Source organism: Algoriphagus halophilus (assembly GCF_900129785.1).
Classification (GTDB): domain Bacteria; phylum Bacteroidota; class Bacteroidia; order Cytophagales; family Cyclobacteriaceae; genus Algoriphagus; species Algoriphagus halophilus.
This window is the reverse complement of the sequence record NZ_FSRC01000001.1, coordinates 2,510,498-2,533,862: the sequence shown is the minus strand read 5'-3', so window position 1 is coordinate 2,533,862 and position 23,365 is coordinate 2,510,498. Positions and strand designations below refer to the sequence as shown.

Annotated in this window: 16 protein-coding genes; 14 read left to right on the top strand and 2 right to left on the bottom strand. The window is 40.3% G+C overall.

The window, feature by feature from the left end; genetic code table 11:
- Nucleotides 1–6 precede the first annotated feature (6 nt).
- From BUR11_RS10625 to BUR11_RS10585, 9 genes are all read left to right on the top strand, one after another.
- Nucleotides 7–1,002, top strand: a complete 996-nt coding sequence (locus tag BUR11_RS10625; protein WP_074224788.1) for an AAA family ATPase — start codon at nt 7–9, stop codon at nt 1,000–1,002.
- Nucleotides 992–1,861: a DUF58 domain-containing protein gene (locus BUR11_RS10620; RefSeq protein ID WP_074224787.1), complete on the top strand. Its 870-nt coding sequence runs from the start codon at nt 992–994 to the stop codon at nt 1,859–1,861. Before BUR11_RS10625 ends, BUR11_RS10620 begins: the two co-directional genes overlap by 11 nt.
- On the top strand, nt 1,861–3,024 hold the full coding sequence (locus tag BUR11_RS10615; RefSeq protein WP_074224786.1) for a BatA domain-containing protein: 1,164 nt from the start codon (nt 1,861–1,863) through the stop codon (nt 3,022–3,024). The genes BUR11_RS10620 and BUR11_RS10615 overlap by 1 nt, the downstream gene beginning before the upstream one ends.
- The gene (locus BUR11_RS10610) at nt 3,021–5,207 is read left to right on the top strand and encodes a hypothetical protein (protein ID WP_074224785.1); all 2,187 of its coding nucleotides are present in this window, start codon (nt 3,021–3,023) and stop codon (nt 5,205–5,207) included. Before BUR11_RS10615 ends, BUR11_RS10610 begins: the two co-directional genes overlap by 4 nt.
- A complete protein-coding gene (locus BUR11_RS10605; protein WP_074224784.1) occupies nt 5,204–6,829 on the top strand; it encodes a hypothetical protein in 1,626 nt (541 codons plus the stop codon). Before BUR11_RS10610 ends, BUR11_RS10605 begins: the two co-directional genes overlap by 4 nt.
- Nucleotides 6,830–6,889: 60 nt before the next feature.
- Complete coding sequence (locus tag BUR11_RS10600) at nt 6,890–7,075, top strand: hypothetical protein (protein ID WP_074224783.1); 186 nt, start codon at nt 6,890–6,892, stop codon at nt 7,073–7,075.
- Between the two features lie 82 nt (nt 7,076–7,157).
- On the top strand, nt 7,158–7,706 hold the full coding sequence (locus tag BUR11_RS10595; RefSeq protein ID WP_084560927.1) for an RNA polymerase sigma factor: 549 nt from the start codon (nt 7,158–7,160) through the stop codon (nt 7,704–7,706).
- Nucleotides 7,693–9,081: an outer membrane beta-barrel protein gene (locus tag BUR11_RS10590; RefSeq protein ID WP_074224781.1), complete on the top strand. Its 1,389-nt coding sequence runs from the start codon at nt 7,693–7,695 to the stop codon at nt 9,079–9,081. The genes BUR11_RS10595 and BUR11_RS10590 overlap by 14 nt, the downstream gene beginning before the upstream one ends.
- Nucleotides 9,082–9,229: 148 nt before the next feature.
- Nucleotides 9,230–9,607, top strand: a complete 378-nt coding sequence (locus tag BUR11_RS10585) for a VOC family protein (RefSeq protein WP_074224780.1) — start codon at nt 9,230–9,232, stop codon at nt 9,605–9,607.
- Nucleotides 9,608–9,669: 62 nt separating this feature from the next.
- On the opposite strand, the gene BUR11_RS10580 is transcribed toward BUR11_RS10585, so the two are convergent.
- A complete protein-coding gene (locus BUR11_RS10580) occupies nt 9,670–10,398 on the bottom strand; it encodes a DUF4397 domain-containing protein (RefSeq protein ID WP_074224779.1) in 729 nt (242 codons plus the stop codon).
- A 309-nt stretch (nt 10,399–10,707) separates the two neighbouring features.
- Between BUR11_RS10580 and BUR11_RS10575 the strand changes: the two genes are divergently transcribed.
- The 3 genes from BUR11_RS10575 (at nt 10,708) to BUR11_RS10565 (ending at nt 15,492) form a co-directional block, all read left to right on the top strand.
- Complete coding sequence (locus tag BUR11_RS10575; RefSeq protein WP_234982143.1) at nt 10,708–12,399, top strand: sulfatase family protein; 1,692 nt, start codon at nt 10,708–10,710, stop codon at nt 12,397–12,399.
- Nucleotides 12,400–12,418: 19 nt separating this feature from the next.
- Nucleotides 12,419–13,966 (top strand): sulfatase family protein, encoded by a 1,548-nt coding sequence (locus BUR11_RS10570; protein ID WP_074224778.1) that lies wholly within the window; start codon nt 12,419–12,421, stop codon nt 13,964–13,966.
- A gap of 137 nt (nt 13,967–14,103) precedes the next feature.
- Entirely contained in the window at nt 14,104–15,492 is a 1,389-nt protein-coding gene (locus BUR11_RS10565; protein WP_074224777.1) for an MATE family efflux transporter, read from the top strand.
- A gap of 34 nt (nt 15,493–15,526) precedes the next feature.
- On the opposite strand, the gene BUR11_RS10560 is transcribed toward BUR11_RS10565, so the two are convergent.
- Entirely contained in the window at nt 15,527–16,012 is a 486-nt protein-coding gene (locus tag BUR11_RS10560; protein ID WP_074224776.1) for a DinB family protein, read from the bottom strand.
- A gap of 131 nt (nt 16,013–16,143) precedes the next feature.
- Between BUR11_RS10560 and BUR11_RS10555 the strand changes: the two genes are divergently transcribed.
- Nucleotides 16,144–17,097, top strand: a complete 954-nt coding sequence (locus BUR11_RS10555) for a helix-turn-helix transcriptional regulator (RefSeq protein WP_074224775.1) — start codon at nt 16,144–16,146, stop codon at nt 17,095–17,097.
- A 288-nt stretch (nt 17,098–17,385) separates the two neighbouring features.
- Entirely contained in the window at nt 17,386–22,692 is a 5,307-nt protein-coding gene (locus BUR11_RS10550; RefSeq protein WP_074224774.1) for a CHAT domain-containing protein, read from the top strand.
- Nucleotides 22,693–23,365 lie beyond the last annotated feature (673 nt).

Genomic DNA, 23,365 nt, shown 5'->3' with positions numbered 1-23,365 from the left:
CACGTATTGGAAAATATAGAATTAGCAGAGTACAAGGAGTTGGTAGAGAAGATTCCGCTGCTGAAAAAAGAAATTGCTAAAGTGATCGTGGGCCAGGAAGAAATTCTGGATGAGATCATTATTACGTTGCTTGCAGGAGGTCACTGCTTGCTGGAAGGGGTTCCAGGCTTAGCCAAAACCTTAATGGTCAAGACCATCTCTGAAGTAATGGAGCTCCAGTTTAAACGTATTCAGTTTACTCCGGACTTGATGCCAGGGGATATTTTAGGGACTGAAATTTTAGAGGAAGATCATGAAACAGGAAAGAAATTCTTCCAGTTTAACCGAGGTCCCATCTTTGCAAATATGGTGTTGGCGGATGAAATCAATAGAACCCCACCCAAGACCCAAGCTGCACTTTTAGAAGCGATGCAGGAGAAAATGGTGACTTATGGAGGGCAAATTCATCCACTTCCAGACCCATTTTTAATCATTGCCACCCAGAACCCGATTGAACAATCCGGAACATATCCACTTCCGGAAGCACAGTTGGATAGATTTTTATTGTATATCAAACTAGCCTATCCTTCAGAAAAAGAGGAACTGGAGGTACTGGAAAAAACTACCGGTACCTATTCGGGTAAACCTGAAATCGTGTTGTCAGCCACAGAGGTGAAGAAGCTTCAAAAACTGACCCGGGAAGTGCATATCGACTCCAAATTACTAGCGCATATCAATAAGCTGATCCGGTCTACCAGACCTGATATTTCCCAAGTCGAGGCGGTTCGTGAATATGTGGAATGGGGTGCAGGAACCCGTGCAGGTCAGGCCTTGATATTATGTGCCAAAGCTAGGGCCATCGTGAAAGGTAGGTTTGCAGTCACCCCGGAAGATATCAGAACCTTAGCCTTTCCGGTATTGAGACATCGATTATCACTGCATTTTAGAGCAGAGGCGGAAAATGTTGCAGCCGATGCGGTGATCACTCAAATTGTAGATTCCCTCCCGCTACATGCAAGCTAGTAATCTGGAAATCATCAAACTCAATAACTTGAGGTTGTCTGCTAAGATCATCAGCGAACAACTAAAGCAAGGAATCCATCTTGGAAAACGGGTGGGAGCCGGATCTGAGTTTGAACAATACAGATATTACGAACCTGGTGACGATCCCAAAAGAATAGACTGGAAATACTTCTCGAGATCTGGGAAATACATGATTAAGGAATCCCAAACAGAGAGTCATTTACAAATCACCTTGATGCTCGATCTGTCTGGCTCAATGAATTATGAAGAAAATGGGGTGAGGCGGATTGATTATGCCAAAAACATCATCGCTACGATTGCCTATTTAGCCCATCTACAGGGAGATTCCCTATCGTATTTTACTTTTCACGAGGGTACGCTTACTCAGAAAGTGGCACCTTCCCCAAAAAGCTTCCAGCGTATTTTATATTGTTTGGAGTCTGAAGAAGCATCCGGTTCTTGGCCAGTTTCTAAGCAATCCTTTCCCGCATTGAAAAATAAACAAAAGGAATTGATTCTATTGGTTTCTGATTTTTTACAAAAAGACCAGGAATGGGTGGAGATTGTAGAAGAAATGAAACATCCACAAAAAGAGATTGTTTTGTTTCAGCTTTTAGGAAAACAGGAGGTAGCGTTTGATATGAAAGGCAGTTTTGTTTTCAAGGATCTTGAAAGTGATCGAGAGATTACCTTGGATGGAGCGACCGCAAAAAAGCAATATAATCAAGCGATTGATGCGTATTTGAAATCCTTAAAAGAAGCATTTCACCAGCCCAATATCCATTTGATGCAAGAAACCATTGATGAACCCATGGTATCAGTCATTTCTAAATTTCTTTCTAAAAGGTCTTTTTTCTAATGGAGTTTTTGCAACCCATATTGCTCTGGGGATTGTTAGGCTTGTCCATCCCGATAGCCATTCATTTATGGAATGGAAAAAAGGGGAAGACCATTTCCTGGGCAGCCATGGCCTGGCTTTCCGAGCAAGAAAATCAATCCTCTAAATCCATTCGTTTAGATCAAATCCTGGTATTGCTCTTACGGTTGATCCTGTTGACCCTATTGGTGTTGTTGCTTTCAAAATTGATCCTTAAATTCTGGCTGTTACCTGATGAAACCAAAACAGTACATTTGGTGACCCCAGATCAACAGGTTTTTGAGGAATATAGATTTGAAATAGATAGGGCGATGGACGCTGGAGAGGAAGTGTTTTGGTTGGAACCTGAATTGTCCGAGGTAACTACTGAAATAAATCCCAATTGGCTGGTTGAAAAAGGGGTGCAAGAGACTTTGAACAACTTGGAAGGACCAATATCCGAGCTCCATATCTACCTGCCGAATTCCCAAAGCTATTTGCCTGAAATCCCGATCATAAGCCCTGTGAAGCCTATTGTTCATATTGCAAAATCCGCAAAAATGAAGCCGGCGTTCACATCCATAAAGGCTGATTCAAGCTATGTGCTCGAACAAAATGAACTAGGGGTTTTGGAAGTAAGTAGTACAAGCTCCTTGAACCCATCCAAGAAAGAGTTGCTCGAACTATCCTATTTCCTAGGAAATCTAGGGGAGGGAGAGAAAAGCACCATTCGGGCCGCAATGAACTCAATTTCGGAAGTGATGAAAATCAAGTGTGTCGAAACGGATCAACAAGACCAAGGGAATTTGGTTTTCGATTCCCAAAAGCCTGATCATTTGGATCCATCCACATTCTATTTTCTAGTTTCCCATCAAGGGTATTCGATGGATCAGAATGTGGTTTTGATTCAAGAGCAATTGAATTTTGATCAATCTGAGATGGTCAGGAATGGCCAACTTCCTGAATTTATTTTAGTAAACTTCCTGGAGTTTCTTGGAATACAACCCTTGTCCGCGGAAGTGACCCAACATCAAATAGAGTCCCGATTTATAGCCAAGGAGACTCCCAAAGAAGATAAAAAGTCTGGCTTTGAGATCGTTCTGGTAGCATTGTTTGTCCTCACCTATGGGGCAGAACGTTATTACTCTAACCAGCGGGGGATATGAGTAGAATTGAAAAACATATAGACCAAATTCAGCTTCAGCTAAGAGTCAATGCACTCATCAAGTCCATGTTTATAGGACTGGGTTCAGGATTGTTGTTTGATGCATTTCAAGATTCATTGGCTGTTACGTTTTCTGTTTCAATAATTTCATTTGCAATTGGAGCCTATTTCCAAGGGCTGTTCAAAGATCAAAAATCCCATGCTTTACAGATCCTTCACGAGCGCTTACCTGCCTTGGAATTCAGCCTTGAGTTATTGGACAAAAAAGAAAAAAATCTAGCGGAAACACTTCAGTGGGAGCGGATCAACCAACAGGTTCCTGAACAGTATCCTTCCATTTATCAGGAAGGCTTAAAGGTGTTTATGGTGTTTTTCCTGATTTGTGCAGGGGTGTTTGCCTTAAGCTTTGTGGACTGGACTTCCTCTTTTAATCAAGAAATGCTGCAACCTGAAATAAGAAATACCCTGGCAACTGAGGAGGTAGCCCCACTTGTGGCATTGTCTGAACTTCAAGTGACTGTTCGCCCACCTGCCTATACAGGGCTGCCTGTTCAAGAGCAAAATACGCTGGAGATAAAGACAATTAAAGGATCCGAAATCACATGGAGTGCTGAGTTTTCCAATTCAGATCAATTGAATGTGACGATGGTTAATTCTCAGGGAGAGGAATTGATTTTTACAAAGGAGAAACAAATCTATTCTTTAAAGGATGAGGCATTAGGATCAGGGATCTATGCACTTCGAGGGTACCAAGGCGAAGAAAAAGTATTTGAATCCTCTTTTTTCACGATGGAAGTTTTTGAGGATAAAGTGCCTTTGATTCAGCCTTCTGAAAAGGAAGTGTACAAGTTTCATTTCCAGAAAGATCCACAGGTAATGAATCTGGAGGCTAGGGTTTCTGATGATTTCAGCGTGAAAGAGGTGTACTTGGTAGCTACCTTGGCCAGAGGATCTGGAGAGAATGTAAAGTTTCGTGAAAGTAGGATCGATCTCGTGGAAAGGAATTTTAAATCTGCTACTGTCAGTGTCCAACTTGATTTTGATGCCTTGGAATTTCAACAAGGGGATGAGCTGTATTATTATTGGGCAGCAAAGGATAATAAATTACCTGAATCTAATTATTCAAGATCAGACACTTATTTCATCAAATACGTTGATTCTTCCGGATTGGGAGAGACTGAAATGGCAGGAATGGCCATTAACGTGTTGCCTGAATATTTCAGAAGTCAACGTCAAATTATTATCGATACGGAAAAATTGATTGCTGAACGCAGTAGTTTAAAGGAGCAAACATTCAATGAAACTTCCAACAATATCGGCTATGATCAAAAATTACTTCGATTACGATATGGTCAATACCTAGGTGAAGAATTTGAGAATTCTGCTGGAGGTGGATCCATGGTGGAAGATGATGGGGATATTTTGGCTGGGTATAGGCATGCCCATGATGAAGAGGGAGAACATGAAATGGCAGTTAATCTTGGTGCTTCCGAAACAGTAGTTGAAGAGAGCCATTCCGAAGAAGAACATGTCAGTGAAGATGAATCCGGATTGGGAGATTTGTTAAGCGCTTATATGCATAACCATGAAGAGGAAGAGACCAATACATTTTTTGAGGAATCTACTAAAAGCGCTTTGAAAATGGCCTTGGAGCAAATGTGGGAATCGGAACTCTACTTGAGATTATATGAACCGGAGAAAGCCTTGCCATATGAAAAGAAGGCCTTGGAATATCTGAAATCCGTGCAGCAAAAATCGCGAGTATATGTCAAGAGAACTGGTTTTGACCCTCCTCCAATCAAAGAAGAGGAGAAAAGATTGACTGGAGAATTAGATGATTTAGACCAACAGATAAGAAAGGAGCAGTTGATCCTTCAGGAGAAAATTGGGCCGCTAGCTTCCCAAGTGATCGGATTGATGTCAAAAAATGAATTGAATGGTAATGATCAGTTGATCATTACTGAATTTGGGAAGTTATGGACAGCTAAAATGCAATACTCTGGCATGGAGGATTGGTCGGTGTTACTGGAATTACAGCAACTATCCTCAGGTGAAATTTCCAGAGAAGGAAAAATTCAATTATTCGAATCCATCTATCCTTTCGCAGTAAGTGGTGAAAGAAAGTCTACTTCTTATTTACAGCAGCAGGACTTGGAGCGTGCTTTTTGGAAACATATCAAATGATGAATTTTAATCCCTCCATACCCATCGGCTGGTTGACCGTTTTTTCTGTCCTGACTATCCTGGTTCTTGGGTTTCAGTTGTTTTGGATTTATAATTTGAAGATTTCCAACTACAGGAAATGGGCGAAGTCTCTATTGAATATCATTTTTGCTACCTGTTTGCTTGCCTATCTATTCCAGCCTACCTGGATCTCCAGGATGGCTTCTGAACCAGTGTTGGTGTATTCCAAAGATATTCCTCAGGAAAGAATTCGCTTCCTTAAAGATAGCTTGGTGTTAAAGCGAGAGGTACCCATTGATGAGTATAATGGTACGGGGAATCCTGTCTATTTGATTGGGAAAGGCTATTCAGGCTTTGAGTTGAATAAGTTGGTCGGGAAAAAAGTGAATTGGATACGAAGTGCCAGTCCAAATAAGGTGGAGCATATCCATTGGAGAGGTCTTCTTAATCAGGGAGAAGTTCAAAAAATAGCAGGTGAAATTCAGGTGGATAAGCCATCTCTCCTTGAACTCAAAATTCTTGAACAACGGATCGCTTTTGATTCTCTTCATGCCGGTACCAATATCGTTGAGTTTAATTTCCCAGTTTACATTTCAGGCAGGAATGAATGGGGACTTTATTTGAATGATTCACTTCAAGATGAAATCCGATTTTTTGTTCAAGCTACTAAACCCAAAAGTTATAGCCTCCAATTCTCCTTTCCTGACCCTGAAGTCCGTGCCTTGAGCCAATATTTAATCAAAAAAGGAGCAAAAGTAGAAGAACAGATAAAAGTTTCCCGCTCCAGTGAAATCGCTTCCGGAACCCAGGAATTGGACTCATTGACTATTCTGATCAGTGATATAGAACAACTCCAATCGGGCCATGGGGATGTTGATATACATGCGGGTATTGCAGGGATTTTATTGATTAATACCCAGAACCCAGAATCCGATGTTAAGGCGTTGAATGAGCTTTATGAAACAAACTTTGAGATCACTAGAAGTACTAGCGAGGAGTATCGAGTTTTGGAATCAGGAATTGAGGTCTTACCCTATTCTTTTGTTCCAAAAACGGGGCAGAAAACGTTGTTTGAGAATTCAGTAGCTGTTCAGGATCAGGGTGATTTGAAAATTGGGTTCAGTTTACTAAGTCAGACATTTCCTAAATACCTAAGTGGGGATACGCTCGCTTATGAGCAGATTTGGAATGAAATTCTATCCCTAGTCACTCCTGGTGAACTTGAAAACTGGAATCATTCAGCTCCGGTATTTACGAATCAAGTTGCTGAAATAGTATATAACGGAATCAATAGGGAAGCGGAGTCCATCTTGCTCAGCCGGGATACTGTTTATTTTCAACATGACCTGATCAATCCATTGACTAAAAGAGCACAATTTATCTCCTTAGAATCCGGCTGGGTTTCATTGGCAGACTCCATGGAAGTGTATGTATACGGGGAGAATGAATTGAATTCCGTTCGATCTGAGAGGATTCTGGCCGAGTTTTTCAGGGAAGGAGCTGGTCATCAAATTGATTTGCAATCCGGAGAGGAGAAAAGCGGGGTTTCAGAATGGGTGTTTTTAATTCTCTTTTTAATCCTCCTTGGGGCTTTGTGGGTAGAACCTAGAATAAACTATTAATTTTTTTTAAGGTCCATGTTGCATTGAGCCCACCAGCCACGTAATGGTTGAAAAACCATCATGAAAGTCTTTATTAAGGTGATTTTATTGTTGTTCTTTTTTGGGTTTACGCTCGAAGACAATGGTAATGCATGCGGTTTAATAGAGCAATGTTTAATTAATCAAGGAGAATTGAATGAGTTTGAAGATTCGGGAATGTATCATCTTAAGAATTTTCACCGTATAGATCATTCGGTTTTGGATTAGGTACGAAGAACTATGCCTAATGATGAAATAAGAATAGAAAAAAATCAGCCAACTTTGGCTGTCTAAGAAATAGCGTATTGAATTGAACTATACGGAAGAGGAGTTGATCGCCGGTTGCAAACGGAGGTCTGCCAAACATGAAGAGGTATTCTACAAAAAGTACTATGGCTATGTCATGGGAATCAGTCTGTCCTATTCCAAGGAGCGGGATTTGGCATTGGAAATCACCAATGATGCCTTTTTAAAATTTTTTGCTTCCATCAAGAAAGTCGAAAGCTTTAAAACTGTGAAAGCTTGGCTTAGAAGGATCACCGTCAATACGGCCATAGATTATTATAGAAAAAACAAGAAGTATCAAAGTCATCTTGATTTAGAAATAGATATACCCAATGAGGTAGAGGTAAACGCCCTGTCAAGTTTGGGGTTTGAGGATATATTAAAGCTAATAAACCAATTGCCGGAAGATCAAAAGCTAGTATTCAATCTCTATGAAGTGGAGGGGTACAGTCATAAGGAAATTTCGGATAGAATGGGGATAACGGAAGGCTCGTCTAGAGTTTATTTGACTCGAGCCAAGGTTAAACTTCGACAATTGGTCCATATACATTTAAAAGAATATGAAGGAAGATAAGTCGGATGAATGGATTGCTTCTTCCCTGAAAAAACATCTGGAGGAGGGGCAATTGCCTTATGAAATCGGGGCATGGGAGGAATTCCAAAAAGTGAGGAATTCCAGGAAACGTCGTGCTTCCTATTATTGGATGGGTGCAGTAGCGGCCTCTTTACTTCTATTGGTTGGAATCAGTCAAGTATTCTTCCAAAGTGACCTTATACCTGATCAGGAGTTGGTTGCCACGGAAATGCGATCAGAACCATTCCAACAGCAGGAAGAGAAACCGATTCAAGATGATGCCTCCGATTCAGATGTAAAAGAGGAAGAGGGCAAAAGTCCTGAGCCGGAATTATTGGCTGAGTCTCATCAACTTCAGCCGAATAATGGCAGTAGCAGTAAGGAACCGGATGAGGAAATTGAGGCAGAGAGATCAGTTCAGAATACGGAGGTAATACCTTCTTTCAGCAAAGCAGGTAAAACAGAAAATTTGATTGCACTGGAAGAGGTGAAGGAAATGGAAGAGCAGGAGACTGCTAATCCAATAACCGGTAATCCAATAAAAGAAGAGGTAAAGAAAAATACCGAACAGCCAACTTCCACTTCCGGATTGATTGCAACACTGGACCAGCAACCTGAAGCTCAAGCAGCGCAGGAAACAGTGGTAAAAATCAAAAAAGAACAGGATAATCAACTGATAGCGAAAGTTGAGGAAGAGGATTTTCCTGAGATTCCAAAAGATCATACCACGGTTTCCTTGGGGATGGGTGTATCCCCAGGCTTTGGAACCATTCAGCAAGATGATGTGAATACCACTGCCTCAAGCATTGGAGTTGGGATGTTATTGGATGTGGATCTCCCTGGGAAATTGACAATTGGTTCTGGCTTTGGGTTGAATTATATGAGTCAGCAAAATAAGTCTCAAATGCCCGTGACCATTGCCGGATATCGTACCTCTCAGGTGGAAAAGCAAAATATTCAGCAGGTTCAATTGGAGCTGCCGGTTTATTTCAAATACCCGGTAACTAGAAATAATGCGGTCTCCATTCAAGCGGGATTTTCCAACCTTTATGCGATAAACCAAAATGCGGAACAAAGCACTACCATCAATGAACAGGTTGCAGTCAATAACTTCTCAGATGCGAATAGCAGTGCATTTGCATTATCCAGCGTAGCCGTATCCCAAACAGAAGTATTGCAAACAGAAGATTCTAAATTCTACCCATTTGCTACGCTTAATTTTGGGGTGAATATTCGATTGGTGGAGACAAAACATGCCAATTATCTGGTCATGCCTTTTTACAATCACCAGTTGAGATCTATTTCAGGATTTGGGACAAATTTCGGAATGTTTGGGGCTAGCCTCAAGTTAAATTTCGGAGGTTCAGAAAAGTAAGAAACAGATAAAATTTCCAGCTTTCCTTGAAGGGTTTGAAGAATATATGTCTTCAAACCTTTTTTTTTATATTTTTTTGTAGAAATTGGATTTATACAATAGCCCCTGAATTTCCTGTGTTGTTTAACAATTAAAACCTTTTAACACTATGTTTACGAATACAAAAGCATTCGGTGGGTTCTCTGTAGACGATCTTCATGAGGCAAAAATTTTTTATAGGGAGATTTTAGGGGTGGAGGTGGAGAAATTGCCTATGGGAATACTTTGTCTCAAATTCCCGGATGACAATCAAATCATGATTTATCCTAAGACCAATCATCAGCCTGCCACGTTCACTGTATTGAATTTTCCTGTAAAAGATGTGGAAAAAGCGGTGGACGAATTGATTGCAAAAGGTGTGGTATTTGAGCAGTACCAAGATCCCATCAAAACAGATGAAAAGGGTATCTGCAGAAATTCAGGACCCTTAATCGCCTGGTTTAAAGATCCTGCGGGAAACATTTTGTCCATTTTGGAAGACATTTAGGTACACGCAAAAAAAAAATCCCAAAGCCGAAGCCCTGGGATGTTACTGACGGAGATTAACTATTAATAATTGACATAATTGGTGATCAGCTGTAGATCAATCTTTTTGTCATTATCGGTGCTTGATGTTAAACCCCTTAAGATTAATGTAATTACACGGTTACCTTTCAGCTCAATATCGGTTGCTGTGACCAAGGTTTCTCCGGTAGTGGAAGACTTAACCGTTAGGTCGAACGTCCCAGCTTCAATTCCTTCAAAATCACTTGCAGTTCCAAAAGCCAGATCACTTACAAAAGCAGACTCTTGTTCTGAGATTTCTAAAATAACATCTCCAGCATCAGGAGATAAGTGGACCAATCTAAGTTGGGCTTCTTCGGCAACAGGCTCTTCCCATTCATCCTGAACCAAGATTGCGTCGATCTGAGATAGTTGATCTAATACGAAAATAGAATAGACACTATCCTCTTTGATGGTGAAATCCTTTTCTAAAATGGAACTCAAGGAATTGACTGAAGTAAATTTAAACGTTCTTTCTCCAGTATAGAATGGGCCATAATTAACCCCATCTGCATACTTGATTGGGTAGTTGTTGATTTTGTTCTGATTTGCATAAATATCCATTTCTGGAGCATCGGGAGAACCTTGGTACACTAAAACGTAAGCTGCAGGGGGTACAGGAATGGTTTCATCATCATCAAAGCAGCTGGTTAAAGAAACTGTAGCGCCAATAAGTAACAGGGCAAGTAATGATCTTAAATGTTTGTTAGACCAATTTTTCACTTTGTTAAGCATAATAGTAGGTTAATTAATTTTTCACAACTGTGACGTGGTCTTTCCTAGAAACGCATCAATCGTTGTGTTTTTTTTCGATTTCTTTGAGTTTTATCCATTGATGGTTCCTAGTTGATAATTTCTGATAGGATCTACGTATTAGTTTGGATAATGGGAATTGACCAAGTAATTTGATTTCAGATATGAAGGACTTCAACAGGTTATTTGTTTGCCTGAAGGTACATAGAAAGGCTCATCTTCTTTGGTATCGACCTAAATCGGAATTATCATTTGAAGTTTGGTCATATTTTAACAACATGAAAACCCAAAATGCCCCTGTTTTTAAGTAGAAGAAAAGGGAATACTAACATGATGAGTAAGAACCTGATGAAATTAACTACTTATGCTTTTGTACTATTCTTCCTTTTTAGTTGTAGCAACTCAGAAGATAAGTTTCCCCAGCAACCGAATATCTTATTTGCGATCATGGACGATGTCACCTATATGCATATGGGGGCTTATGGAAGTGATTGGATCAATACTCCTAATTTTGACCGGGTTGCAGCTCAGGGTATTCTTTTTCAAAATGCCTATACCCCAAATGCAAAATGTGGACCTTCCAGATCCAATATTTTGACGGGCAGGAACTCCTGGCAATTGGAAGAAGCGGTCAATCATTGGGCTTATTTTCCCGTGAAGTTTAAGTCTGTTGCAGAATCCTTGTCTGAAAATGGATACCATGTTGGCTATACGGGGAAAGGTTGGGCGCCAGGGGTAGCAAAACATGCAGATGGAAGTCCAAGAGATTTATTGGTTCATCGGTACAGTGAACTAACGTTAAATCCGCCCACGCCTCATATCAGCAATGTAGATTATGCGGCCAATTTTGAAGCTTTTTTGAAAGACAATAAAGAGGGAGAACCTTTCTTTTTTTGGTATGGTGGTTTAGAACCTCATAGAGGTTATGAATATGGCTCCGGCATAGCCAAGGGTGGAAAGCAACTTAGCCAAGTGAAGGATGAGGATATTTATTCATTCTGGCCTCAAGTGGATTCTGTCAGAACGGACCTTTTGGATTATGCTTACGAGATTGAATATTTTGACAAGCAGCTAGGAAAAATGCTGGATCAATTGGAAGCATCTGGACAGTTGGAGAATACCTTGGTCATAGTTACTTCCGATAATGGCATGGCATTCCCAAGGATCAAGGGACAGGAATACGAATATTCAAACCATTTACCTTTGGCGATGATGTGGCCTGCAGGAATTAAGTCTACGGGTAGAAAGGTAGAGGACTTGGTAAGCTTTATTGATTTTGCCCCTACCTTTTTAGAATTGGCAGGGATTTCTGAAGAAAATTCGGGAATGGAAACTATTACAGGCAAGAGCTTAACGGAGATTTTATTTTCAGAAAAAGAAGGAAAAGTTACCGGTTTTAGGGACCGAGTTTTGATTGGAAAGGAGCGACATGATGTGGGTAGACCCAATGATGCAGGATATCCGATTCGTGGGATGGTCAAAGAGGGGATGCTTTACCTGAAAAACTACAAAACCGATAGATGGCCTGTAGGTAATCCGGAGACTGGATACCTGAATACGGATGGAGGTGCAACCAAAACGGTGATTTTAAATAGTATTTATTCCCCAGATACATTTCAATTTTGGAATTGGTCATTTGGGAAAAGAAATGAAGAAGAATTGTATGATATTAAGAATGATCCCGACTGTATGAGAAATTTGGCATTGGAGGAAGGATACCAGGATATTCTCCAGGAAATGCGCATGGAAATGGTGACTGCATTGACCGAACAAGGGGATCCAAGAATGTTTGGTAAAGGAGATGTTCTAGAAAGGTATCCTTATGCAGATCAGGGAGGAGTAAATTTTTATGAGCGCTACCTTAAGGGAGAGGATGTGAAGTATGGTTGGGTAAATCAAACTGATTTCCAGGATTTGGATGAAATTGAAACCTACCAACAGTTGAAAAATGGAAGTAATTCCATGCTTTTAGACAAAAAATAAATTTGATTATCTATAACACATGAACCTAAAATCTACTTTTCTTTTATCACTAGGGATAGGGCTGATGACTGTCCTAGTAAGTTGTTCTTCTGGTACGGAAGGAGATGCTAAAGAGCAGCCATCCAAACCCAATATTGTGATCATCTATATGGATGATTTGGGGTATGGGGATATGGGGGCTTATGGAGCCACAGAAATCAATACCCCGACTATGGATCGCTTGGCCAATGGAGGGGTAAGGTTTACCAATGGCTACGCTTCCTCTGCCACCTGTACACCAAGCCGTTATGCCTTACTTACGGGCACTTATCCATGGAGAAATAAAAACGCCCATATTTTGCCTGGGACAGCTCCTTTGATTATCGATACGGCACAATTGACATTGCCTAAGCTATTAAGAGAACAAGGCTATTATACCGGGATCGTAGGAAAATGGCATTTGGGCCTTGGCGATGGAACTACCAATTGGAATGAACATATTTCTCCGGGACCGAATGAAGTGGGCTTTGATTACAGTTACATATTGGCTGCTACTCAGGATCGGGTTCCCACGGTATATATCCACAATGGCGATGTAGATGGTTTGGATCCAAATGATCCTATTGAAGTGGACTATTCAAGCAATTTTGAAGGTGAGCCAACCGGGCTGGATAACCCGGAATTATTGACCATGAAATGGCATCATGGGCATAACAATAGCATCGTCAATGGGATTCCCAGAATTGGTTTTATGAAAGGAGGGGCATCTGCCAAATGGAGTGATGTGGATATGGCTGATCACTTTTTGAAGAAGGCTCAGGACTATGTGAAAACCCATAAGGAAGAACCATTTTTCTTGTATTATGCGCTCCAACAGCCACATGTCCCTAGAACACCCCACCCTAGATTTGTGGGCTCTTCAGGAATGGGGCCACGTGGAGATGTCATTGTTGAAGCAGATTGGGTACTAGGAGAGTTTATAAAAACTTTGGAAGAAGAAGGATTATTAGAAAATACCTTGATAGTTTTTTCCAGCGACAATGGTCCTGTTTTGAATGATGGGTATTATGACAATGCCGTAGAGATGCTTGGAGATCATACCCCTGCGGGTCCTCTGAGAGGAGGGAAGTATAGTTTATTTGAGGCAGGAACAAGAGTTCCGTTTTTTACCTATTGGAAAGGAACCATTCAACCAGGAGTTTCTGATGCGTTAGTTTCTCAAATTGACTTGATGACATCTTTGGGACGCTTAGCGGGTAGTACAAAAAAAGGGGAGGATAGTGAGGATTTCCTGCATGTATTTCTGGGAAAATCAGATCAGGGAAGGGATGAATTGATATTGGAGGCAACCAGTAGGCTGGCAATTAGAAAAGGAGACTATGTGATGATTCCTCCTCATAAAGGAGCTGCAAAAATTGAGACGGTGAATATAGAGATAGGAAATGATCCCCATGTTCAATTGTATGATTTGAAATCAGACATAGGTCAACAACAAAATTTGGCAGAGCAGCATCCCGATCTTGTTTCCGAGATGATACAAGACTTTGAAAGAATTACAGGGAAGAAAGTGGATGTAACGATTAATTAAGCTTTTATTCCCTACATAAGAAGGATTTGAAATGGATGAAAGTCCTTTTAAATCCTTTTTTTGTTTGAATACCTTTCGGAATTATTTTAAGTCTAAATTGATTGTTGATAGGTAGACTAATAGGAGATGAAAAGCGTATGAAAAATGAGCAAGGGTTGCTAGAAGGAAGCATTTTTAAATCTTTATCCATGCTAGCCTGGCCAATAATCATGGCCAACATTCTTCAAACTGCTTACCAATTAATAGATACGTTCTGGCTTGGAAGATTAGGTGCTAATGCCGTTGCCGCAGTGAGTATCAGTTTCCCGATCCTGTTTTTAGTCCTGTCTTTAGGTGCTGGGTTGACCTTGGCAGGTACCGTTATTGTTTCTCAATACAAAGGCGCTTCCAATCAAAAAATGATTGATTTTTCTGCTGGACAAACGGTGGCTTTGGTATTGTTGGTTTCTTCTTTCTTAGCAGTGGTTGGTTTTTTTTCCGCAAGACCCTTAATGGTACTCATAGGAGCTGGTCCTGAAATCCTAGAAGATTCAGTTTCCTATTTTCAAGTGTCTTCTTGGGGCTTTGTGTTCCTATTTATGTTTTTTGTTTTTCAATCCTTAATGCGGGGAATCGGAAATGTGTTGCTTCCCATGTATATCGTGTTGGGCACTGTTTTTCTAAACTTGGTATTGGATCCCCTTTTTATATTTGGTTATGGATCTATCCCCGGTTATGGGGTAGCAGGAGCAGCAGTAGCAAGTGTGATCACACAGGGTATTTCTGCGGTAGTTGGGTTGATAATTCTATTGGGAGGCAAGCGCGGGATAAGAATTAAGTTAAGAGATATGATTCCCCAATGGGAGTGGGTGAAGCGATTGTTTTCCTTAGGCATCCCAGCCAGTTTGGAGCAGTCCTCCAGGGCTGGTGCCATGACAGTAATGGTCATGTTGGTTACAAGCTTTGGAAGTAATGTAGTGGCTGCCTATGGAATTGGAGCCAGGATATTGAGCTTAGTCATTGTCCCTGCATTAGGTTTTGCCATCGCCACGACGACCCTTGTCGGTCAAAATATTGGAGCGGCTAAAATCAAACGTGCTGAAAAAATAGGGGATTTAAGCAGTAAAATCGCCTTTTTTGGATTGACGGGGGTAGGCTTGATATTATTTCTACTGGCAGAGCCACTGACCCGGTTTTTTGTTCCCAATGATCCTCAAGTAATTCGAGAAGGGTCCAAGTTTATTAAGATAATGGCGCCAAGTTTTGGCTTATTGGGAGTTCAACAAGTATTAAATGGATTGTTTAATGGGGCACGTTTTACACAGGCTTCCATGTTGATTTCAGTTTTCAATATGTGGATCGTGCGGTTTCCGCTGGCGTTTATCCTTTCCTACCAAACAGATTTAGGTTTTGAAGGGATATGGTGGTCTTTCCCGATTTCTAACCTCTTTGCAGCGATAGTGGCTTTTATCTATTATAAATCGGGACATTGGAAAGTCCGAACGCTGAGAAAACGGCATTTATGGCTTCAACAAGGAATAAATTAAGGCCCTTGGAAAGCAATACAAGGGCCTTTTGTGATTATTCCCGCTCCCAGAAGAAAGGAGGTTCAATTCCTAATGCTCTCAGATAGACATATCCCTGCCCTCTATGATGAACTTCATTTTCAATGGCATAAGCAATTAGACCATATCCAGTACTTTCATATTGACCAAAAGCGACTACCTTCTTTTGAAAAATTTCATCAGGGACATTCTTCCAAGCCCCATTGATTACTTCCGTTGCATGGTCCCAAGCTTGCAGTAAATCCTCTTTGGTTTTCAAGTCTTTTTTATCTTCATCAAGGGGTTCCCATTTGCCTGTTTCCAGACCTTTTGCCGAAGGAGCTGCGATGGCCAACATCTCTTTTACTAAATCGGCATAGCTTCTCATTCCACCAATGCTAAACTCAAAAAGCTCCTTTTCGGGGAATTTTTCCAACGTTCTTCTGCTCAGGGTTCTATGTCCTTGCCAATGGGTTAAAAGTTGGTCTTTTGTGATGATTTGATTCATAATCTGCGTTTCCATAATGCGGTTGTTTTTTGTTGATAGGGTAAAAGTATAGGCACCCAGTGTCAGCCTTATGTCAGTAGGGTTATGAAAAAATGATTTATTTTTTGCTCATTTGATTTTCCATTCAATCAGATAGCTCCTTACCAATGAATCGAATCGATAGACTGACTGCAATTTTAACCCACCTCCAATCCAAAAGGACCATTCGGGCAGTGGAACTGGCGGAGCGTTTTGGGGTAAGTCTTCGGACCATCTACAGAGATGTCAGGGCATTGGAAGAAACTGGGGTTCCAATAATAGGAGAAGCAGGCCAGGGATATTCGCTGGTAGAGGGGTATAGGCTGCCGCCGGTGATGTTTACCAAGCAAGAGGCGCTGGCATTTGTAGTGGCAGAAAAGTTGTTGGAGAAGTCAATGGATGAGGAGAATAGCCGGTTTTATAAGGAAGCATTATATAAGATCAAGGCCATTTTAAAATCTGAGGAGAAGGATCTCGTTGGAAGAGTAGATGCGCAGATTCAAGTAATTGGCTCCAATTCGGTTCCTACCCAAAAACAAAAAAGTAAGAACTTTCAAAAAGTCCTGGAGGGAATATCAGAGCGGAAAGTTCTATTTGGGAAATATACCACTTTTGTACCCCAGCAATCTTCCGAGCGAAAGCTAGAGCCTATAGGAATTTATCATCATTATTCACATTGGTATCTGATCGCTTATTGTCGGCTGAGAAAAGACTACAGGACTTTCCGAGTAGATCGATTTGATCAACTATTAGTATTGGAAGAGAATTTTGTACTGGGAAAACATCCCAGTATACAGGAGTTTTTGGATCAATTGTCAGACGAGCATCAGTTGCATCAAATCATATTGATGGTTAAAAATGAAGGGTTAAAATATTTACAGACCCAGAAGTATAACCTAGGTTTTGTTTCCGAAAAACAAATAGGCGATGAAACAGAGATGGTTTTTATGAACTCATCCCTGCAGTATTTTTTAAGATGTATAGTTAATATGACCGATATGATTCGGATTGTGGAGCCTATTGAGTTGAAAGAAAATTTGAAAGACTTAATCGAGGATATAAAGAGGATTCAAGAATTCTAGCAATTTTTTTATTTGTTTATTTTTTGTCTCCCTGATATTATTGGGTTTTTTACTCGTTTTCACCCTCATAATTTTTCAATTCTTTTGATTTTGGAAGAAAATACAAGTAATAAATTATAATTTGTACTTAAGATTTTGGGATAGGGTTTTCTGATTACTCTCACCGATTTTTGAAAATTGGACGATGATTTTTTCTCATCTCTGAATTTTTCTTTGGCATCAATCCAGATTTCTACTCAAACTCTGTCCTTTTAGGAAAAAAACACTTTAACAAAGACCATTTTTGCTATGTCAACACTGAAACTCAAGCTCAAAGGAAATGACCATTTACCGTTTATTAAAGGGGAGGATAATGGTTTTGAATATTATGGTTTGGATCAGGCATTTACTATTTTAAGCCCTACCCGTGGCGATGTGGAGGAGCAAACCATTGAAATAGATGATGATCATATTATTGAATTTGAATTTGACGATGACAGCATTTGGGTAGGGGACAAGGAAACCCTTCGTGAAATTTTCCCAGAGCGATTCAAGCGTTCCGCTGGCGAAGACGAGCTTTTTTTGCCCGATGAAATTGCCACAGAAGAGACGGATAGAGGCATCTTCAAAAAAGTGGGAATCAAACTGTTGAAGATTTTTGTGAAAAAAAAGGTGATCCGGCCCAAAATGAGGGAGTTGGCAATCAACCTGGAAAACAAACAACTGGCATTTCGTGGAAACGACTTTGAACAGGTGAAGTATGGTATTTTATGCCATTGTTTGCCGGATTTTGAATTAGAGGAAGTCAAAGCGCTGGACTCTTCCAAAAGACATTTGTTGTTTTTGCATGGTACCGGTTCATCTACCAAAAGTTCTTTTGGAGATTTGAAAGATTCTGAAGATTGGAAGACTTACACCAGTGAATATGGGCTTGACCAAATTCTGGCTTTTCAGCATAGAACCTTATCTACCAGTCCTCTTGAGAATGTGTTGGATTTAGTCAGTCAGCTCCCAGATGAGATTGAATTAGATTTGATCAGTCAGTCTCGTGGAGGTTTGGTGTCAGATGTTTTTGCAAGGTTTTGTACCGATTCAAGGGGGTTTGATACAGCAGAGTTAGGGGTTCTCGTTGACAATGATCGAGACCGTGATGTAGAAGTAATCAAGGAACTTCAATCCTTGATGGAGTCTAAAAAAATCACCATTCATAAGGTAGTTCGTGTAGCCAGCCCGGCAAACGGAACCACCCTGGCCTCCAAACGATTGAATATATTTTTAAATGTAACCTTCAATTTGATCGGGTTGGCAACCGGGCAAGCCGGAAATCCAATATTTATCACTTTCAAAGAGATGATTATGGAGGCCGTTGCATGTAAGGATGATGTGGATGTGCTTCCTGGTTTAGAAGCCATGAATCCCAAGTCTCCATTTATCAAGGCTTTGAATTATCAAGGATCAGAGATCGTGATCCAATCTCCTTTGTATGTGGTAGGGGGTAGTAGTGAGTTGAGTTTACGATTTAAAAGTCTGGTGGTCTTAGTTGGTAAGTTCTTCTTTTTGGATAAAAACGACTTGGTAGTGGATACCGAAAGTATGAAGTGGGGTGCAGTGAGAAAAGAAGGGAATGTTTCAGTTTTTATAGAAAAAAGCGGTCTGATAGACCACTTTAAATACTTTTCTTCTCCTAGGACTTTGAAAGCAGTGGTGGATGCATTAGATGCGTTGATTGACCAAGAGCCAGAAGGCTTCATCACCTTTGCGCAGGCCAGTAGTAAGGAGAGAGGGGTATTTGGAATTGAGGGAGGAGATTACAAACGAGAGAAGATTTCGGGGAAAAAACCAATTGCCATTCTTTTGCCGGGAATCATGGGTTCCAACCTGAAAGACGAGAAAATGCTTTGGATTAATTATTTCCGGTTTTTGAAAGGCGACTTGTCCAAATTAAGTTATAAAGACAGCGGTAAACAGCCTATCCAAGCAGATTCATTGATTGCTACTTCTTACGAGGCCTTAGGGAAAAATCTAGAAAAGAGCTATGAGGTGCTCACGTTTCAATTTGACTGGAGAATACCTTTAAAGGTCAGTGCTGAAAGACTCAATGAAAAGGTTTCAGAATTATTAAAGTATAACCAGCCCATCAAGATAGTAGCCCATAGTATGGGAGGGGTGTTGGTCAGGGATTTTATTTTATATCATCCCGAAACCTGGCAATCACTGAACAAGTCCATTGGATTCAAGGCGGTCTTTTTGGGCTCTCCTTTGGGTGGGTCTTATCGAATTCCTTATGTGCTTTTTGGCAAAGACAGTTTAATCCGACTGTTGGGTAAAATTGATATTAGAAATAATACCAAAGACCTGCTGTCTGTTTTTTGTGACTTTCCTGGAATACTCAATCTGTTGCCGATCAACAAAAATGGAAACCATGACTTTTCAAGCAGGAGTTTTTGGGAGAAATTGAGAGCTGCCTCAGGGGATAGTTCTTGGCCAATTCCATCTAAAAAAGTATTGGATGAGTTTGCCCTGCATCAAAACAAGGTGTTGTCAGAGGCTGACTCCATAGACTATAGTAACATTACTTATATAGCTGGACAAAGCAGTAAAAAGAACTTTACTGTTTCGAATTTGGACATTGAAGATGGAGAATTGGTCTTTTATGCCACCAATGCTGGGGACGAGAGTGTGACATGGAAATCTGGAATCCCTGATGGAATCAGAAAGGCAGGACAATATTATTACTGCAATGTGACCCATGGAGGGCTTTCGAAGGATAGTAAGTTGTTTGCAGCGATTGAAGATTTGCTGATGTATGGATCTACCTCCAAATTACAAAACAGTCTTCCGGTGGTAAGAGGTGAAGAGCAAGAGTTCGCTCCTAAAGAGACAGAGGTATTTGATATAAGTGAAGAGCATGTAGTCAACAGCATCCTTGGATTGGATAAGGAAGAGGAAAAGTGGAATGTAGAAGCTCCCATTCGAGTATGTGTCAGTCATGGAGATTTAAAATATGCAGACTATCCAGTATTAGCAGGACACTTTGAGTACGATTCAATTTTGACTACTGAAAAAGCAATTGATTATCAATTGAATGGCGAGTTAAGTAGGTTGTTGAGGCTAGGTTTATACCCGGGACCAATCGGTTCAAATCAAATTGTTTTAGCTGATAAAGATGCGGAGACAAAATTCAAGGGTGGAGTTATTGTGGGTTTGGGAGTTCCTGGCGAATTATCTGCATTTCAGTTGATGGTTTCCATCGAAAAAGGAGTGTCCAGGTATCTGACCATCAAAAATACCCCTGAAGAAGAGGTTTCAGATGAGACAATTGGGATTTCCGTCATAGCGATTGCAAATACCTATGGGGGTTTGTCTACAGAGAGCTCCATTAGAGCGATCGTTCAAGGTGTTCAGCGGGCAAATAGAAATATTAGAAATTTTTATGAATCAAAAATAAAAGTTATTGAAGAATTAGAATTCATAGAGATTTTCCATGACAAAGCCTTGTCCATATTGAAATCAGTCCAGCAATTGCAAAACAGCGATAGCAGAGACTTTAACATGGTGTTCAAGGGAAAAGGATTGAAGTCAAAATTGGGTAAAAGGTGGAGAATCCCATATGATAATTCTTCAGATTGGTGGACTAGAATTACGGTGAGGGAAGAGCTCAAAGAATCCTCTGAAATTCTCAAGATTTCGGTTGCGACGAGTGGAGCAAGTGAAAAAGTGGAAGAGGTTCAATCCAATAACAAAACCTTGGAGATTTTGCTAAGGGACATGACCTTGAATAATCAATATTCCCCGGAGATTGCAAAAACCATGTTTGAGTTGTTGGTTCCTTTTAGTTTCAAAGAGGAATTGAAAAGGCAAAACAATATCTCATGGGTATTGGATATTGCTTCAGCGGAATACCCTTGGGAGATGATCCAAGAGGATTTAAATGCGGTTCCACTTTGCATCCATACAGGAATGGTAAGACAGTTATCCACAGGGAATTTCAGGGAAAAGACCTCTAGGGTAAAAGATAAAACAGCATTGGTCATAGGTGACCCCCAATTGGACCAGTTCATGACGCAATTGCCAGGAGCAAAGAGAGAGGCGGAAATGGTTTCGAGTTTGCTTAAAGATGCTGGGTACACCACACAAAGTCTCATCAACACCAATGCATCAGAGATTTTTTTAAAGCTCTTCTCCAAAAATCATAAAATAGTTCATTTGGCAGGCCATGGAGTTTTTAATTATGGTAGCAAAAAGGCAACTGGAATGGTCATTGGGAATGATACATTCTTAACACCAGGGCAGATTGCAGGGATGAGTGAAACAGCAGAAATGGTTTTTGTGAACTGTTGTTATCTGGGTCAAATGAATCAAGAGTCTGAGAAGGAAAGTCAGCAGCGAAACAAGTTTGCAGCAAATATTGGAACTCAATTAATCAATAATGGGGCAAGAGCAGTGGTGGTAGCTGGTTGGGCTGTTGATGATTCGGCAGCATTGGAATTTGCACGGCAGTTTTATAAGTACATGTTCTCAGGAGTTGGGTTTGGAGAGGCTATAAAAAGGTCAAGGAAAAGGATCTATGAGGAATTTGGAAGAAGAACAAATACCTGGGGGGCATTCCAATGTTATGGTGATCCATTTTATAACCTTTCTGAAGGAACCAGAGATCGATCCGGAGGTTCAGGAGTCTTGGTAGAAGAAGAGGTGGAAATTGAATTGCAGAACCTTTTACATCAATTAGAGGCCAATCAAAACGACCATGAGTATGTGCTTGGTAGGGTGAACAAGTTGGTAGAAGCAACAGAAAAAACAGGGCTGGAAAATGATCGAATTGTAGAGCTTACAGCGGCCTTATATAATGGGCTGAATAATTATGCGAGTTCCATCACATGCTATCAAAAGCTTCTATCCTCGAATAGAGCTACCTATTCGATGAAGTCCGTTGAGCAATATGGGAATGTAAGAGCCAAGTTTGCGGTGAAGAATTTCTTGGAAGAATCGATCAGTGGACCAGAGACGATTAAGGAAATGGATGTGGTAATTGCTGATTTTGAGAACCTACTCAAATTTGGTCAAACGAGGGAGCGATTAAGTTTGATGGGAAGTACTTACAAACGAAAAATGTTTGTGCAGCAAAAGATGGGTGTCAAACAAAGTGTCAAATCCCTTAAAGAATCGATTTCCTATTATGAAAAAGCTGCTAGTATGAGTGGTTTCAAGGATCCTTACCCTTTGACAAACTGGCTTTCCTTAGAAAGGTTGGCGATGCTATTGGAGGGAAAACCAAGTATTACATTGATTCCACTAGATGCTAGAAAAGCATTGGATGAACTGAAAAGTAGGTGTGAGAAGAAACTGGAAGAAGAAAAGGATTATTGGACCTATGCAAATCTGGCCACGATCCAATTAACCCAGCTGATTTTGGGAACCCCTAAGGTAAACTTAGGTGAAGTCAAAAAATCTTACAATGAGGTTTGGAAAATGGCGGGAAATAAAGGACAGAAGAATGCAGAGATCGAACACTTGGAAATTCTAAGTTTGATTATTTCCAACATCAAAAAGACGGATTCCAAAGAATTAGGAAAGGATATTGATGAATTAATGGAGCATTTGAGAGCTAGCATTTAAGTATACCAGCAATCCAATAAAAAAGCCCTGCAGTCTCAACCTGCAGGGCGTTTTTTTGAAGCAGAGAGTGGGGGATTCGAACCTTTTATTCAAATCTTATTAAAGGGAAAGATGATCAACAGGAGCAAGACAATTTGGTAGAGTATGATAAAATGTATGTCTTCAAACCAATGTTTACCAAGGGTGGTAAAATTAAGTCACATATTCAGTCCTTGACAACTGCCTCAACAGTTCTCATTTTGGGTCTTCTTGGTGGCCCCATCCCGTTTACTTTTTAAGGTTTGAATAAAGCCTTGAAAGCATGCTTTCAAGATAATTAAGTGTCACTTAACTTTATACCCTAAGTGGTAAACTTTTAGCTGACTTTATGCACCACAATCATGGCAAAAAAGCTAATGAACACTGTTCCTGAAAATTTTATTACTGACCACATAATCAGGTGTTTTTATAATTAACGGGTTTATTAAATAATGAGTTAGATTCAAAACGGTTGAGTTTAAAAGTGTAAAAAGTAAAGAAGTATTCATATTCATTCAGAACTCGTTTGGGTTCAAAATCAAGTTAAAAATTTAATGCCTGTGCTTCTCTTTGGACCTATTTTTTATAAAAGTCAGAGCTTTTGATTCTGGAAAACAAGAATAGTTATTGTTAAAAAAGCGGAGTTCCCCCGGAA

Excerpts from the sequence above, each read along its gene's own strand:
- BUR11_RS10620 (WP_074224787.1), top strand. The coding sequence starts at position 992 with ATGCAAGCTAGTAATCTGGAAATCATCAAACTCAATAACTTGAGGTTG.
- BUR11_RS10615 (WP_074224786.1), top strand. The coding sequence starts at position 1,861 with ATGGAGTTTTTGCAACCCATATTGCTCTGGGGATTGTTAGGCTTGTCC.
- BUR11_RS10610 (WP_074224785.1), top strand. The coding sequence starts at position 3,021 with ATGAGTAGAATTGAAAAACATATAGACCAAATTCAGCTTCAGCTAAGA.
- BUR11_RS10605 (WP_074224784.1), top strand. The coding sequence starts at position 5,204 with ATGATGAATTTTAATCCCTCCATACCCATCGGCTGGTTGACCGTTTTT.
- BUR11_RS10600 (WP_074224783.1), top strand. The coding sequence starts at position 6,890 with ATGAAAGTCTTTATTAAGGTGATTTTATTGTTGTTCTTTTTTGGGTTT.
- BUR11_RS10590 (WP_074224781.1), top strand. The coding sequence starts at position 7,693 with ATGAAGGAAGATAAGTCGGATGAATGGATTGCTTCTTCCCTGAAAAAA.
- BUR11_RS10585 (WP_074224780.1), top strand. The coding sequence starts at position 9,230 with ATGTTTACGAATACAAAAGCATTCGGTGGGTTCTCTGTAGACGATCTT.
- BUR11_RS10580 (WP_074224779.1), bottom strand. The coding sequence starts at position 10,398 with ATGCTTAACAAAGTGAAAAATTGGTCTAACAAACATTTAAGATCATTA.
- BUR11_RS10575 (WP_234982143.1), top strand. The coding sequence starts at position 10,708 with ATGCCCCTGTTTTTAAGTAGAAGAAAAGGGAATACTAACATGATGAGT.
- BUR11_RS10570 (WP_074224778.1), top strand. The coding sequence starts at position 12,419 with ATGAACCTAAAATCTACTTTTCTTTTATCACTAGGGATAGGGCTGATG.
- BUR11_RS10565 (WP_074224777.1), top strand. The coding sequence starts at position 14,104 with ATGAAAAATGAGCAAGGGTTGCTAGAAGGAAGCATTTTTAAATCTTTA.
- BUR11_RS10560 (WP_074224776.1), bottom strand. The coding sequence starts at position 16,012 with ATGGAAACGCAGATTATGAATCAAATCATCACAAAAGACCAACTTTTA.
- BUR11_RS10555 (WP_074224775.1), top strand. The coding sequence starts at position 16,144 with ATGAATCGAATCGATAGACTGACTGCAATTTTAACCCACCTCCAATCC.
- BUR11_RS10550 (WP_074224774.1), top strand. The coding sequence starts at position 17,386 with ATGTCAACACTGAAACTCAAGCTCAAAGGAAATGACCATTTACCGTTT.